General features: G+C 68.2%; 13 protein-coding genes. 11 read left to right on the top strand and 2 right to left on the bottom strand.

Annotated features, from left to right (window positions below):
- Nucleotides 1-78 precede the first annotated feature (78 nt).
- Entirely contained in the window at nucleotides 79-927 is an 849-nt protein-coding gene (locus ACIQCJ_RS31800; protein WP_355335383.1) for a cupin domain-containing protein, read from the bottom strand.
- A 293-nt stretch (nucleotides 928-1,220) separates the two neighbouring features.
- Here ACIQCJ_RS31800 and ACIQCJ_RS31795 point away from each other — a divergent pair, with 293 nt between their 5' ends.
- The 8 genes from ACIQCJ_RS31795 to ACIQCJ_RS31760 all read left to right on the top strand — a co-directional run bounded on the left by ACIQCJ_RS31795 (nucleotide 1,221) and on the right by ACIQCJ_RS31760 (nucleotide 10,281).
- A complete protein-coding gene (locus ACIQCJ_RS31795; protein ID WP_402713273.1) occupies nucleotides 1,221-2,345 on the top strand; it encodes a C45 family autoproteolytic acyltransferase/hydolase in 1,125 nt (374 codons plus the stop codon).
- A gap of 153 nt (nucleotides 2,346-2,498) precedes the next feature.
- Nucleotides 2,499-3,719: an extracellular solute-binding protein gene (locus tag ACIQCJ_RS31790; protein WP_355335377.1), complete on the top strand. Its 1,221-nt coding sequence runs from the start codon at nucleotides 2,499-2,501 to the stop codon at nucleotides 3,717-3,719.
- 94 nt (nucleotides 3,720-3,813) lie between these two features.
- Entirely contained in the window at nucleotides 3,814-4,878 is a 1,065-nt protein-coding gene (locus tag ACIQCJ_RS31785) for an ABC transporter ATP-binding protein (RefSeq protein ID WP_401854681.1), read from the top strand.
- A complete protein-coding gene (locus ACIQCJ_RS31780; RefSeq protein ID WP_402713272.1) occupies nucleotides 4,875-5,816 on the top strand; it encodes an ABC transporter permease in 942 nt (313 codons plus the stop codon). Before ACIQCJ_RS31785 ends, ACIQCJ_RS31780 begins: the two co-directional genes overlap by 4 nt.
- Nucleotides 5,817-5,857: 41 nt before the next feature.
- Nucleotides 5,858-6,688, top strand: coding sequence for an ABC transporter permease subunit (locus ACIQCJ_RS31775; RefSeq protein ID WP_188279655.1), 831 nt, complete (start codon nucleotides 5,858-5,860; stop codon nucleotides 6,686-6,688).
- 111 nt (nucleotides 6,689-6,799) lie between these two features.
- Entirely contained in the window at nucleotides 6,800-7,543 is a 744-nt protein-coding gene (locus ACIQCJ_RS31770; RefSeq protein ID WP_355335370.1) for an SDR family oxidoreductase, read from the top strand.
- A 73-nt stretch (nucleotides 7,544-7,616) separates the two neighbouring features.
- Nucleotides 7,617-8,576, top strand: a complete 960-nt coding sequence (locus ACIQCJ_RS31765) for a fumarylacetoacetate hydrolase family protein (RefSeq protein WP_355335367.1) — start codon at nucleotides 7,617-7,619, stop codon at nucleotides 8,574-8,576.
- 241 nt (nucleotides 8,577-8,817) lie between these two features.
- On the top strand, nucleotides 8,818-10,281 hold the full coding sequence (locus tag ACIQCJ_RS31760) for an MDR family MFS transporter (protein ID WP_402713271.1): 1,464 nt from the start codon (nucleotides 8,818-8,820) through the stop codon (nucleotides 10,279-10,281).
- Nucleotides 10,282-10,344: 63 nt separating this feature from the next.
- Here ACIQCJ_RS31760 and ACIQCJ_RS31755 read toward each other — a convergent pair whose 3' ends face one another.
- The gene (locus tag ACIQCJ_RS31755; protein ID WP_402713270.1) at nucleotides 10,345-10,971 is read right to left on the bottom strand and encodes a TetR/AcrR family transcriptional regulator; all 627 of its coding nucleotides are present in this window, start codon (nucleotides 10,969-10,971) and stop codon (nucleotides 10,345-10,347) included.
- A 110-nt stretch (nucleotides 10,972-11,081) separates the two neighbouring features.
- On the opposite strand from ACIQCJ_RS31755, the gene ACIQCJ_RS31750 reads away from it, so the two are divergent.
- The 3 genes from ACIQCJ_RS31750 to ACIQCJ_RS31740 all read left to right on the top strand — a co-directional run bounded on the left by ACIQCJ_RS31750 (nucleotide 11,082) and on the right by ACIQCJ_RS31740 (nucleotide 14,312).
- Nucleotides 11,082-11,882: an IclR family transcriptional regulator gene (locus tag ACIQCJ_RS31750; RefSeq protein WP_355335360.1), complete on the top strand. Its 801-nt coding sequence runs from the start codon at nucleotides 11,082-11,084 to the stop codon at nucleotides 11,880-11,882.
- Between the two features lie 152 nt (nucleotides 11,883-12,034).
- Nucleotides 12,035-12,925, top strand: coding sequence for a VOC family protein (locus tag ACIQCJ_RS31745; protein ID WP_391048161.1), 891 nt, complete (start codon nucleotides 12,035-12,037; stop codon nucleotides 12,923-12,925).
- Nucleotides 12,926-12,953: 28 nt separating this feature from the next.
- Nucleotides 12,954-14,312: a Rieske 2Fe-2S domain-containing protein gene (locus tag ACIQCJ_RS31740; RefSeq protein ID WP_355335354.1), complete on the top strand. Its 1,359-nt coding sequence runs from the start codon at nucleotides 12,954-12,956 to the stop codon at nucleotides 14,310-14,312.
- Nucleotides 14,313-14,314 lie beyond the last annotated feature (2 nt).

Here is a 14,314-nt window from a genome sequence, read left to right as displayed (position 1 = left end):
CGAACGGCGACCGCCGCCTACCCGAGGGTAGTCGGCGGTCGCTCATGTTCTGCCGCTGCGCCGGCGGTCGGCCTGGGGTCAGCCGGTGGCCGGCAGGTAGTCCGGGGCGACGCAGAACACCGCGCGGGCCCCCTTGGCCGCCACGTTGTAGAACGAGTGCGGCGTACCTTCCGGGATCTGGCACGAGTCGCGCGGGCCGAGCTCGAAGAAGACCCGCGTCTCCGGGAACTCGACATGGACGGTGCCTTCTTCGACGAAGAACAGCTTGTCGCCCTGGTGGGTGAACACGTCGCTGCGCTGGCCCGGCAGGAAGCGCTGCTTCCCGATGGTCACGTGCTCCGTGCTCAGCATGATGCCGGTGAGCAGCTCCCGGCCGCGCTTGTGCCCCTCCAGGCGCCACAGGATGTCCTCGTCCCTGGCCGCCCACATGGTCTTCGCGGCGTCGGCCTCGGCACGCGCCATCGGCCAGCGGCCGATGTACTCGTCCTGCTTGTGCTTGTAGGTGGTGATGTTCTCGTGGGTCTGCGCGTACGGCTGGCCCGTGCCGGTCTTGGGCGAGGGGTGGAAGAACTCCACGAACCGCAGCTCGGTGTCGCTGTAGTTCCACTGGTGGTGCCAGGTGTCCTTGCGGAACCAGGCCGCGTCGCCCGCCTCGATGACGAGGACTTCACCGGTGGTCGGGTTCGACTGGACCATCGTCCCGTCGAGAACGTAGAAGAACTCGTCGGATCCGAAGATCGACCGGTTCTCGTCCGAGTGGATGACGGCACCGCCGACCGGGATGGCCACGATGTTGACGCTCATCTTCTCGTCGCTCGCCAGGAACCAGTCCGGCAGCTTCCCTGACTCGTCGTCGCCCCACACCAGTCGCAGTGCGTCCCGGTAGGGCACGAGGCGAGGCTGTTTGCCTTGGTCGGTCTCTGTCATGTCACTTCTTTCTGCTTGCGGCGGTTCCGTGCGAACTGCCGGCGAACCCAGAACACGTCGTGCGCGGAGGCACCATGTGACCGCGCCTCGCGTCCTGCCTGGCTGTCAGACAGCAGTGTCATAGTGCCATGGGCTGAGCTTGGCTTGCAATCACCTTGCGGTCACGGTTCGTCCGATTGAGCCCCGGTGGAAGTCCAGGTGAATCAAGTGCGACCTGGCTCTTGACAGGCCCGGCGGACGGACTCATCGTTACCTGCCAGGCAGCCAGACGACTTTTGAAATGTCAGAGAGACGTGGACTCGGTGAACTACGAACCCGGACATATTGCCGCATTTCGCACGATCTGTGTGGAGGGCGACCCGCGGAGACGCGGGGAGTCATACGGCCGCGCCGCCGCACCGGAGATCAAAGAGTCAATCCACCGCTACACCAGGGTCTTCCGGCACATGGTCGGCTGGGATTGGCAGCAGGTGCGGAAGTTCGCCCTGCGGTACGACCGGCCGATCGGCGACTTCTCTCCCGCCATCGGTGAGGAGATCGCGGGCATCGCCGCAGGTGCGGGGGTCGAGTTGAGCGACATCCTCGCGCTCAACGCGCGGAGCGAGATCATGTTCGCCGCCGCCCCGGCCCGCGCCCGGTCGATGCCGGCGGAGTGCACGTCCTTCGCGCTCATGCCGGAACGCACGGGCCAGGGCATCGTCACCGGGCAGAACTGGGACTGGCTGACCCACGCGCGACGTACCACGGTCGTCCTCGACGTCCGGCGGACCGACGCGCCCAACTTCGTGACCGTCGTCGAGGCCGGGCAGTTGGCCAAGGTCGGACTGAACTCGGCCGGCGTCGCCCTGTGCACCAACACCCTGATCGGCGACGTCCGCACCGACGGAGCCGGCGTCCCGTACCACATCCTGCTGCGGTCGGTCCTCGACGCCGGATCGGGGGCGGAGAGCGCGGAGCGGATAGCGACCGCCGACCGGGCGATGTCCGCGAACTACCTGATCAGCGACGGCACCGGCTTCTGCCAGAACCTGGAGACTCCCGCCAGCGACGGGGCGCCGGAGCGGATCACCCCGCGCGACGGGGTGTTGACGCACACCAACCACTTCCTGTCCGCCGGGCTCACCACGACGGACGACTACGCCAGGCGGAAGCCGCACACGCTCGACCGGCACCGCAACATCGAACTGCGCCTGCGCGACCCTCGCGTACGCACGATCCACGAGGTCAAGGAGGCCCTGTCCGACCACCACGACTGGCCCGGCAGTATCTGCCAGCACCCCGATCCCTCGATCGCGATCGAGGAACGGACCTGCACCATCGCCGGATTCATCATCGAACCCGACCGCGGCGTCATTCAGTACGGCGCCGGCAACCCCTGCTCGACCCATTGGCGGCAGCGCACCGTCTCAGGTGCATAACGTCCGTCGCCGCACTGGTGCGATGTAAGGCTGTCAGACATAGCGTAGAGGCGGAGAAGGTTGGACGTAACCGCCCTAAACGACCTATAGGCACGGCCGTCGAGTATTCCGGCCACCACATCAACGACCGAAGTACCGACCCAGGAGGTCACGTTGAGACGTTCTTCCCGGTGGCGAGTCGCCCTCGCCGGACTCACCGTCATCAGTGTCATCGGCGTCGCGGGATGCGGCAGCCCAGGTTCCAAGAGTGTCGAAGAGACCCCGGCCGCCGCGGACGGCAAGTTCCCCGCGGCCCCCAAGAAGCCCGTCACGCTCACGATCATGGACTCGGCCGGCGGACTGTCCGTCGCCAAGCCGCTGATCGAGGAGTTCGGGAAGAAGCACCCCGAACTGGTCAGCAAGATCAACTACACCACGACGACCTCGCCGGAGATGCCCGGCAAGCTCAAGGCCCAGCAGAACGCCGGCCGGGTAGGTGTGGACATCGTCCTGCTGGGGCCGGACAGCCTCGCCGCGGGCGTGAGTCAGAACCTGTTCACCAAGATCTGGCCCGAGTACAAGGACGGCCTGCCCGATCTGGAGAACACCTACCTCGACAACGCGAAGAAGCTCTGGAAGAACGCGCACGGCCAGGCGCTGATCTACGACACCGGCACGTTCGGCCCGCTGCTCGAGTACCTGCCGGACAAGCTGTCCGACCCGCCGAAGACCGCGCAGGAACTGCTGGAGTGGGCGAAGCGGAATCCCGGCAAGTTCCAGTACGCGTCCGTCGCGAACTCCGGACCGGGCTCGGCGTTCCTCCAGGGCCTGCCGTACCAGCTCGGCGACTCCGACCCGAGAGACCCGGAGAAGGGCTGGGACAAGACCTGGGCCTACCTCAAGGAGCTCGGCAAGTACATCGACAACTACCCGGCCAAAACCAGCGAAACCTACGCCAACCTCACTAATGGAACAGTGAAGCTGGTACCGTCCACCTTCGGATGGCACGTCCAGCCCCGTGCGGACAACCTGATTCCCGAGTCCGCCACCTTCACGGTCCTGGAGAACACGAAGTTCATCCTGTCCGGCGGATCGGTGGCCATCCCGAAGGGCGTCTCGGCCGACCACCTCGCGGTGTCGCTGCGGCTGCTCGGATTCATGCTCCAGCCCGAGCAGCAGGCCATGACCTTCGACCACGGTTACGTCTATCCGGGCCCGGCGATCAAGGACGTCACGGTCGACATGGCACCGCCGGAGATGGCCGAACTCAACAAGAAGTACGGCGTCGCCGACTACGACGACTACATCGCAAAGTATCCGGGCGCGGACCCGCTGCCCGCGGACGTCCTCGTCGCCGCGTACGACAAATGGAACCGAATCATTGGTGGTAAGTGACGTGAGAGCAACCCAGCGACGCGGTGAGTTCAGCGAGCTTCGGCTCGAAGGTCTGACCTGTGTCTACAACGGGAGCGTGGTCGCACTGGACTCCATGACTGCGACGATCAAGGCCGGAGAGTTCACCGCGCTGCTGGGTCCTTCTGGCTGTGGAAAATCCACCCTCCTCGGCTGTCTGGCCGGACATGTCACGGCCACCGAGGGCCGGCTCTGGGTGGACGACGAGCGGATCGACCAGCGGCCCGCGGAGAAGCGCGGCTTCGGCATGGTGTTCCAGAACTACGCGCTCTTTCCGCACCTGTCCGTCGCCAAGAACGTCGCGTTCGGACTCGAAGTACGCCGCATGCCCAAGCCTGAGGTGCGCGAGCGGGTGAAGTGGGCGCTGGACCTGGTCCAACTCCCCGACTACGCCGACAATCTGCCCGGCCGCCTCTCCGGCGGCCAGCAGCAGCGGGTCGCCATCGCGCGGGCCCTCGCACCGCGCCCGTCGATCATGCTGATGGACGAGCCGCTGTCCAACCTCGACGCCAAGCTCCGCTTCGAAATGCGCTCCGAGATCCGGCAACTCCACGACGAGCTGGGGCTGACCACCGTCTACGTCACGCACGACCAGGAGGAAGCCCTCTCGATCGCCGACCGGATCATCGTCCTGCGCAAGGGAAAGACCGTGCAGGACGGTACGCCCCAGCAGATCTACAGCGAACCGGAGGCGGATTACGTCGCCGACTTCGTCGGCTACCGCAACCGGCTCCAGGCGCACGTGGTCGGGGGGACCGGCCGCGAGCCCGTCGTCGAGGGGCACGGCATCACGCTGCGCGCCACGTCGAGCACCGACCTGCGGCCCGGACAGTCCGTGACCGTGCGGATCCGGCCGGAGGAGGTGAGCGTCACGGACTCCGCCTCCGCGGTGAACACGTTCGAGGCGGTGGCGCGCTCCACGCAGTACCACGGCCGCGACTTCACCGTGCAGGCCGAACTGCCGGACGGCGCGACCCTGTCCGTACGGACACCGGTGCGGCCGGAAACGGGCACGGTGCTCAAGCTGTCGATCCCGGTGGCGAGCGTCCGGGCCTTCGCCGCGGGAGAGCCTTCCGCCGCCCCGGCGGAGGGCTCCGACGACGGCGAGTCCACGGCTCTCGAACCGAGCGCGCTGTCATGACGGCGACCGTGGACACCACACCGGCTCGCGCCGACCGGGCGCCGGGAGGCCCGCCCGACTCGGGCGACCGCCGACGGGCGTGGCTGCGACGTCACGGACTCCACTGGGGGCTGCTGGCCATGCTGCCCGCGGTGGCGCTGATCGGGGTGCTGTTCCTCTACCCGATCGCCTACGGCATCGGCCTGTCGGTGACCCCCGACAAGGGCGGGACCTTCAGCAGCTACCGGCGGTTCTTCGAGGATCCGTATCTCCGCGAGACGATCTGGAAGACCCTGCGGATCGCGGTGGTCGTCGCCGTGATCAACACGGTGGCGGCGATGATCTTCGCCTACCCGCTGCGCGGGGCCGGACGGCGGAAGAAGTACCTCTCGACGGCCTTCCTGATCCCGATGACCCTCGGCAACGTGCTCGTCTCCAACGGGATGATCGCCTACATGTCCCCGCGGGGCTGGCTCAACCGGACCCTGATGAAGATCGGGGTGATCGACGAGCCCCTGATGCTGCTGCACAACTACACCGCCGTCGTGATCTCGATGGTCATCACGGGTCTGCCGCTGGCGTTCCTGCTGACCATGAGCCATCTCGCGTCCATCGACACCCTCTACGAGCGGGCCGCCGCGTCCCTCGGCGCGGACCGGTGGACCCGGTTCCGGCGGATCCTGCTCCCTTTGTGGGCGCCGGGTGTGACCGTGGTCGTCTGTCTGACCTTCGTCCTGGGGTTCTCCGTGTTCGCCAGCGCGACCCTCGTGGGTGATCCCGCCGGCTCCACCCACGTCATCTCGGTCGAGGCCTACTTCCAGGCGTACCGGACCCTGGACTACTCGATGTCCATGGCGATGGTGGTCATCTCCGCCCTGGTCCAGATCCTCATCGTGGGCGCGATCCTGCTCCTGCGTTCCCGCCTGTACACGGGCCCGAGTTCCGGTCAGAAAGGGTGATCGAGGTGTCCGAGTCGTCTCCTACCGCACTGCGGAGCCGGATGCGTCGCACCTGGGCCGGTGTCCTGCCCCGGTGGTTCTACCGCCTGCTGGTCGCCGTCTTCCTGGTCAACATCGCCGGGCTCGTCGCCTCCGTGACGGTCAGCTCCTTCGGCCGCCAGTGGTTCACCGGGTGGCTCCCGAAGGGGTACACGACGGACTACTACCGGTCGTCGTGGAACGAGTACGACCTCTCCCACGTCATGGTGATCACGGTCACCGTCGCGGTGGTCGTGGCCGCGCTCGCCGTGATCATCGGCGCTCCGGCGGCGTATGTGCTGGCAAGGGGGAACTTCCCGGGCAAGAAGCTGCTGATCCTGGCCTTCCTGCTGCCGCTGATGCTGCCGCCGGTCACCTACGGTCTGCCGCTGGCGACGCTGCTCTACCGGCTCGGCCTCGGCGGCCATCTGTCCGGGGTGATCGTGGCCAACCTGGTGCCGTCGGTGCCCCTGGTGGTCCTGCTGATGATCCCGTACATCCAGCAGCTCGACACCAACCTGGAACGGGCCGCGCGCTCCTGCGGGGCGAACGGTCTTCAGACGGTCCGGCGGGTGCTCGCGCCGCTGCTGCTGCCCGGAATCCTGGCGTCGGGCCTGCTCACGCTGATCCACACCGCGGGCAGTTTCGAGCTGACCTTCTTCAACTCGGGGCCGGGCAGCGAGACGCTCGTCGTCGCCCTGTACTCCGCCCTGTGGACGCCGGGCTTCCGCCCACAGCAGTCGATCGACGCGATGTCGGTCATCTACATGCTCACCTGCCTCGTCCTGCTGTTCGTCGCACTGCGTTTCGTCAGCCCCGGCCAGATAGTGACGCACTCGCGCGAAGACGACTGACGCCCGCGCGAGGACGACCAGCCACAGCCCCTGGTGCCGCGAGCGGCCATGTCTGCCCCGCTCGCGGCACCAGGCCCATCAGCCCGAGCCCGTTCCACCGAGGAGATCACCATGCCCGCCGTCATTGTCGCCGGAGGCGCCACGGGAATCGGACGCGCCTGCGTACGCCGCCTGCGTAACCGTGGTGTCGACGTGTACCTCGCGGACATCAACATGGCGGCCGCCGGTGAACTGGCCGCCGAGGAAGCACCCGGCCGCCTCGTCATCGGCGAGCACGACCTGTACGACGTGGACGCCGCCCGGGCCATGGTCGACGCGGCCTGCGCGCGGTTCGGCGGCCTGGACGGACTCCTCATCACCACCGCGCTGCTGCGCGAGGCGCCCGTCGCCCGGTACCCCCTGGAGGACTGGACCGCGACGATGGACCTGAACGTCCGCGCCGCGTTCCTGCTGGCCCAGGCCGCGATCGGGCCGCTGAGCCGGTCCGCCGCGCCGCGGATCGTCTTCACCGGCTCGACCTCCGCGTTCCGGGGCGGCTTCGGGTCCTTCGCGTACGCCGCGTCCAAGGGGGCCCTCGTCAGCATGACGCGGGCGATGGCGGTCGAGTGGGGCGCGCTGAAGGTCTGCGTCAACTGCGTGTGCCCCGGCTGGATCGACACGCCGTTCAACGACGAGCACTGGAAGCACTCCTCCGACCGTGACGCGGCGGTCGGCGAGCTGGAGGCGAAGATCCCGCTCGGCCGCCAGGGCGAGCCCGACGAGGTGGCCGCGATGATCGACTTCCTGCTCTCCCCGGCGGCCGGTTACGTGACCGGTCAGGCGATCGTGGTGGACGGCGGACTGCTGTCGTGGTGAGGGGAACCGAGACCGTGCCGAACGCGGCGGCGCCGCTCCACGGAGAGGCGCTGCCGTGCGGATAGGAACATGCGTGATCGACGGACGGCCCGAGCCGGTCGTGTTCGATCCGGCCGGCCGGGCGGTCCCGGTCGGCGACCTCGTCGGCGGCCCCGGCCTCTACGGCGTGCTGACGCTCATCGAACGCTGGGACGACCTGCGCCCGCGCCTGGCCCGCGCGCTCGGGACGGACCGGTCCCCGGCCGCCACCAGCGTGGCCGAGATCGACCGGCTCGGCGCCTGGCTGCCGCCGGTCCCGCGGCCGGGGAAGATCCTGGGCGTCGGTTTCAACAGCCCGGTGTTCGCCGCGTTCGCGTCGAGCGTCCCCGACCATCCGCCGTTCTTCTCCTCACCCGGTTCCGCGCTGGTCGGACACCGGCAGCCGATCCGGCTGCGACCGTCGTTCGGACTCGTCCATCCCGAGCCGGAGCTGGCCGTGGTGATCGGACGGCAGGGCACGCGGATCGACCCGGCCGAGGCACTGGACCACGTCTTCGGGTACACCCTGATCGACGACGTGTCCGCGCCCGGGCTGCGGGCCGGTGACACCGTGGTGGTACCCGGCTCCATGGCGGGGGAGCTGGACCGGCGGCACAGCGGCCGGCCCCGGGCGGCGTCCGGCTTCGAGCACGGGGACATGAGGGTCACCTACCACCTGCGGGCCAAGGGCACCGACAGCTTCAAGCCGTGCGGACCGTGGATCGTGACCAGGGACGAGATCCCCGACCCCGACCGGCTCGGCATCACCCTGGCGACCGGCGACGACGTACGGATCGAATGCCGGACCGAGCGCCTGATCTATTCGGTGGCGGAAGTCATCGCGCACGCCAGCGACCACCACACCCTGTTCCCCGGCGACATCATCCACGTGGGCACCGACATCACGGGGACGCACACGCTGCGGGAGATCGACTACCAACACCGGATCGGCGCGACGCGAACGATCGAGTGCGAGGCGATCGGCACGCTCGTGAACGAGATCCGCACGGTCTGACCCGGCACCACCGGCCGACCCCGCACCACCCGGCACCCGTACGTCCCCGGTCGGACCACGGGCAGCCCGGTTCTGTCTGACGGAACGACGCGGCACCGCATCGGGATCGGAGAGCGGACACTCTCCGAAGGCGGTGCGGCCGCGCCTTTTCGGATGACACGCGCCGCGAGAAGTGTGCGGTGCGATCGGAGACTCGTTGAACGACGTCGGCTCTCAAAAGGTGAAGGTCTTCGACCGACGCATGACTCTGGTCGCGACGGTCACGATTCTCGGCTCCCTGATATCCATCTTCGACACGACGATCGTCCAGGTGGCCGTGCCGTCGTTGGTGAGGAGTTTCGACACCTCGCTCGCCACCGTCCAGTGGGTCAGCACGGTCTACCTTCTCGCCCTCGCCACGGTGGTGCCGCTCACCGGCTGGGCCAACGACCGATTCGGCTCCAGACGGGTGTGGATCGCGTCCATGGCCATGTTCCTGTTCGGCTCGCTGCTGTGCGGACTCGCCAACTCGATGGCGCTGCTCATCGTCGCGCGCGCGGTGCAAGGGATCGGCGGCGGGATGCTGCTGCCCACCGGGCAGACGATCCTCGCCAGGGAGGCGGGCCCCGGCCGCCTCGGACGCGTCATGGCCGTGGTGGGGATTCCGTCCATGCTGGGGCCCCTGTTGGGGCCGATCTTCGGCGGACTGATCCTCTCCAGCCTGTCCTGGCGGTGGATCTTCTTCGTCAATCTGCCGCTGGGCGCTCTCGGGATCGGCTTGGCCTGGGCCGTCCTCGACCGCGGCGAACCCGGCGTGCCCCGGAAGCTCGATCTCATCGGACTGGGCCTGCTGCCGCCGGGACTCGCGCTGCTTGTCTACGGCATCTCCGACTTCGGCGATGCCGGGCGCGTGTCCCCGTCCGTCGCGCTCACCGGAGGTCTGGGAATCGCCCTGACCGCCGCGTTCGTCGTGCACGCGCTGCGGGCCGCTCATCCGCTGCTCGACCTGCGGCTGTGGAAGCACGCGGCCCTCAGATCGGCCCAGACCGCGATGTTCCTCTACCTCGCCGGTACCAACGCGGTGCTGTTCCTGGTGCAGCTCTACTACCAGTTCGCGCGGGGGGACAGCGCCATCGAGGCGGGCCTGCTGGTGGCGCCGTCGGCCTTCGGCGCGATGCTGGTGCTGACGACGGCCGGCCGGGTGATGGACAAGCGCGGTCCCCGGGCGGTGATCGTCTTCGGCCTGCTCATGGTGACCGCAGGAGTGCTTCCGCTCACCATGATCGGGCCCGACACCAGCGACGTATGGCTGTCGGTGTGCTGGTTCGTCCGCGGCGTCGGGGTCGGCGCCACGGCCACGCCGCTGACCGCCGCCGGATACGCCGGTTTGCGCGGCCACGAGATCCCCGGCGCGTCGACGCTGATGAGCATCGTGCAGTACGTCGCCGGGGCCATGGGCACCGCTGTGGCGGCGGTTCTGCTCCAACGTCGGCTCAGCGGCTTCACCGACGGCGGCGGGGTCCAGTCCCTGGCCGCGCTGAGCGACACCGCGCGGCAGCGCCTGGCACCCGAACTGGCCGACGCCTTCGGCGGGTTGTTCTGGCTGGCCGTCGCCCTGTCGGTGCTCGCGATCGTCCCGGCCGTGATGCTGCGCACGCGGGCGCCGACCGATGTCGAACGGGACGGGACGGGAGCGTCGAAGACCGCCGACACGCTGACGGGCTGACGCCTGCGGCACGTCGTCGGCCCGGTGCGCGCCGCCGCGGGCCCCCGGCTGTGAAGGCGGCGGTCACGGCCGCGGCGTGAGACCTTCGAGCAGCAGATTCAGCGCGTGGTGCGCGTCCAGGGCCCGGGCAGCGGACGCGGACGCGGAGCCGCCGAGCGTGTGGACGGCCAGGGTGATGCCGGTGAGCAGCGCCACGAGCTGGCCGGCGGTGAGGTCGTCGCGGATCGCGCCGAGGTCCTGGGCGGGCCTCAGCAGCAGATCCGCCGCCGACACCAGCAGCGACTGACCCCACTCGGTGTTGGCGACGGGGTCGGTCTCACGGAGCCCCTGCGCGAGCAGTCCGGCGAGGACTCCCTGCGCCTCGACTCCCAGATCGACGAACTGGCGCAGCCAGTTCAGGAGTGCCGCCGTCGGCTCGTCGCGCTGCGCCAACTCCGTTGCCATGGAGGCCAGTCGCGCGACGCGACCGCGGTAGACGCCCTCGAACAGATGCATTCTGCTCGGGAAATGCCGGTAGAGGGTGGCGGGCGCGACCCCGGCCTCCTTGGCGATCTCGTCGAGGGTGACGTCGGGCCCCTCGCGTTCGATCAGGGTCTGGGCCGCCGCCAGGATGCGATCGACGTTCCGCCGGGAGTCGGCGCGAGGTGCGCGCTTGCGTACCGGTACCGGTGCTGCGGACTCGTCCGGCAATCTCCGCTCCCCACTCTTGCGATGCGACTGCGGGCAGCCTACTGTGACGGCTAAGTGAGAGTTTACTCCCATTTAACGGCTGGTGACCTCGTACCTTGAGGAGGAACCCGATGCCTGCTCCGGAAAGCCCGCGGCGGGTGCACGACGCCGCCGCGGCGGCCGGCGAAGTGCGCGACACATCCGTCGGCAAGGCGCTCGCCGTGCTCGACACCCTGTCCGGTTCGCGGAAGTCGCTGGGCGTCTCGGAGATCGCCGCCCGCACCGGGATGGCCAAGTCGACCGTCCACCGGCTGCTGAGCGCGATGATCGAGCACGGTTATGTGGCCAAGGAAGGCGAGCGGTATCTGCTCGCCGAGCGCGTCTTCGAGCTGGGCAGCCGGGTGCAGGTCGGCGCCGCGAAGGACCTGCGCGAACTGGCCTCTCCCTATCTGGCGGAATTGTTCGCCCTCACCCGGCAGACCATTCATCTCGCCATTCTCAGCGGCGCCGACATCCTGTACATCGACAAAGTCTCCGGACTGGGCGCGCCGAGAATGGACACGCGTATCGGCGGACGCAGGCCCGCTTATGCCACAGGGCTCGGGAAGGCGCTGCTCGCGTTCGCTCCCTCCCTGCATCTGAGGACCGTTCTCGACGGATCCTTCAAGCGGTTCACCGCGTACACCATTCCCGACGCCCAGCGGATGAAGCTCTCACTGCTCCGGGTGCGCGAGACCGGTATCGCGACGGATCACGAGGAGTCGTTCCTCGGCGTGGCCTGCCTGGCGGCGCCGGTCTGGGCCGCTGATCACAGCCGCGCGGTCGCCGCGGTCTCGCTTTCCTGCCCGGTGCTCGGCCGCACCCCCGCCCGCTACAAGTCGGTGCTCGTCGACACCGCGCAGCAGCTCTCGTCCGCGCTGCGTCGCAAGTGACCCGGGGGAGCACGCCGGAACAACTGCTTTCCGTCTGACGGAACAGGATCCTGGCTTCTTTTCGGGCGCTCAATACAGTTATGCGCAGGCCCTTCCCCTGTGTGTTTTCCGAGGGCTTCCGCGTCATCCATTGGGAATCGGAGGAATCGCGCGTGAGTTATGTCAAAGCGCTCGGTTACATCGGCATAGGTGCGCAGGACCTCGACGCGTGGGAGGACTTCGCGGGCGACATTCTGGGCCTGCACGTCACCCGCGGACGGGACGCCGACGACGTCGAAACGCTGTTTCTGCGGATGGACGCCAGGCACCACCGCATCGCGGTACGCGCCGGGGACGACACGCTGTCCTACGTCGGATGGGAGGTGGCGACCGAGGAAGACCTCGACGCCCAGGTGCGGGACCTGGAGAGCGCCGGGGTCGCCGTCACGGAGGATCCGCACCTCGCCGACCTGCGCGGAGTCCGCCGGCTGGTGCGGTTCGCCGATCCGGCCGGTTTCCGGTTGGAGCTGTTCTACGGCGCCGTCACCGTGTCCTCCGCGTTCGTCTCGCCGACCGGCGTCCGGTTCGTGACGCGTGACGACAAGGGCAACGACCTCGGGGTCGGCCACATCGTGCTCGTCTCGTCCGTCGTGGACGAGATGGTCGCCTTCTACCGCCACGTCCTCGGTTTCAAGGTGAGCGACTACATCACCTTCAAGCCCCTGGTCCTGACCTTCACCCACGTCAATCCCCGGCACCACTCACTCGCGTTCGGTCCCGCGCCGGACGGCAGGAAGCCCTTCATCGACCACTTCATGCTCGAGGTCGACAGCGTCGACGGCGTCGGCCGCGCACTGGACCGGGTGCGCGCGAAGGAGATCTCCCTCACCGCGACGCTCGGCCGTCACACGAACGACGAGATGCTCTCGTTCTACATGAAGTCGCCGTCCGGGATCGGCGTGGAGTACGGAACGGCCGGCAAATTGATCGACGACGAGACCTGGACGATCACGAATTGGGACGCCGCCCAGTTCTGGGGCCACGACCGCAATCACACCCACTGACGGTGACGTGTACGCCAAGGAGAACACCATGAACGACTCCCCACGCGCGGTGGACCAGCTCGATGACCTGGTCTCGCTCGAAAGAGGCGAGATCGACCGGCGCATCTTCAGCGACCAGGAGATCTTCGATCTGGAGATGACGCGGATATTCGGCCGGGCCTGGCTCTTCCTGTGCCACGAGACGCAGATCCCCAAGCGCGGCGACTTCTTCGAGGCCCCGATGGGATCGGACAACGTCCTCGTGGTCCGGCAGCGGGACGGTTCGATCCGCGCCTTCCTCAACACCTGTTCGCACCGCGGCAACGCGGTGTGCCGGGCCGAGGAGGGAAACGTCCGCAATTTCATGTGCACGTACCACGGGTGGACCTTCGGACTGGACGGCGAACTCATCGGCGTGCCCGGCAAGTCCCTCTTCTACAAGGACAAGCTGGACCTGTCCAAGCACCCGCTGCGCAAGGTGGCCCAACTCGACTCCTACCGCGGCTTCGTGTTCGCCACCATGGACGCGGACGCGCCGCCCCTGGAGGAGTACCTCGGCGCGACGGGCCGGCTCGGACTGGACCTGCTCGCCGAGCGCGGCGACATGGAGGCCGTCCCCGGCGTCCAGAAGTTCACCGTCAGGACCAACTGGAAGTTCACCGTCGACAACGTCTTCGACTACTACCACCCGCAGATCACGCACATGTCGGCCTTCGCCGTCGGTCTCATCCCGGCCCCGCCGGACGAGTTCGTCGACGGCGGGGCCAGGACCGAATCCGGCGCCGACCTCGAAGTCCCCTTCCTGCCCAGCGACTTGCACAACGTCGTGATGGTGGGCGAGTACGGGCACGCGATCTCGGGTCCCGACCAGGAGTCGCTGGAGGTGACAGCCGGGGGCCGGGAGCTGTTCGAGTGGCGCTACACACCGCAGACCCAGGCCAAGCTCGGGCGGCACGGAAGCCGGGTGGGCGGCCACCCGCACATCTTCCCGACCGCCTGGGTCACGGCGAACGCGCAGCTCAGCCTGCGGGTGCCGCGCAGCCCCGACGTCACCGAGATCTGGTGGTACTCCTTCCGCGACAAGAACGCCTCGCCGCAGGAGCAGGCCGCCGCGCTGCACGCGCAGATCCACTTCTTCGGGCCCGCAGGAATGCTCGAACAGGAGGACGGCGAGAACTGGGCGCAGTCCACCCTCCAGACCAAGGGCACCAAGAGCCGCGAGATCCCCCAGCTTCTGAAGATGGGTCTCGGCACGTCCGAGGTCGTCAAGGACGACGGCCTCGCCGTCATCGACGCGCCCATCAACGAGCACGCCCAGTTGTGGACCTACCACTCCTGGCGCGAGTGGCTCCGCAACCCCACGTGGGAGGGGCTGCGCAAGAGCACGGCTCCCCACGACCGCTACTAGGC

The organism is Streptomyces sp. NPDC093221, assembly GCF_044753885.1.
Classification (GTDB): Bacteria; Actinomycetota; Actinomycetes; order Streptomycetales; family Streptomycetaceae; genus Actinacidiphila.
Note: the sequence above shows the minus strand (reverse complement) of the source record. Positions and strands in the feature narration are given on the sequence as shown.

What these genes read in the sequence shown, in the direction of transcription:
- ACIQCJ_RS31800 (WP_355335383.1), bottom strand. Translation starts at nt 927, where the DNA reads ATGACAGAGACCGACCAAGGCAAACAGCCTCGCCTCGTGCCCTACCGG.
- ACIQCJ_RS31785 (WP_401854681.1), top strand. Translation starts at nt 3,814, where the DNA reads ATGACTGCGACGATCAAGGCCGGAGAGTTCACCGCGCTGCTGGGTCCT.
- ACIQCJ_RS31780 (WP_402713272.1), top strand. Translation starts at nt 4,875, where the DNA reads ATGACGGCGACCGTGGACACCACACCGGCTCGCGCCGACCGGGCGCCG.
- ACIQCJ_RS31775 (WP_188279655.1), top strand. Translation starts at nt 5,858, where the DNA reads ATGCGTCGCACCTGGGCCGGTGTCCTGCCCCGGTGGTTCTACCGCCTG.
- ACIQCJ_RS31770 (WP_355335370.1), top strand. Translation starts at nt 6,800, where the DNA reads ATGCCCGCCGTCATTGTCGCCGGAGGCGCCACGGGAATCGGACGCGCC.
- ACIQCJ_RS31760 (WP_402713271.1), top strand. Translation starts at nt 8,818, where the DNA reads ATGACTCTGGTCGCGACGGTCACGATTCTCGGCTCCCTGATATCCATC.
- ACIQCJ_RS31750 (WP_355335360.1), top strand. Translation starts at nt 11,082, where the DNA reads ATGCCTGCTCCGGAAAGCCCGCGGCGGGTGCACGACGCCGCCGCGGCG.
- ACIQCJ_RS31740 (WP_355335354.1), top strand. Translation starts at nt 12,954, where the DNA reads ATGAACGACTCCCCACGCGCGGTGGACCAGCTCGATGACCTGGTCTCG.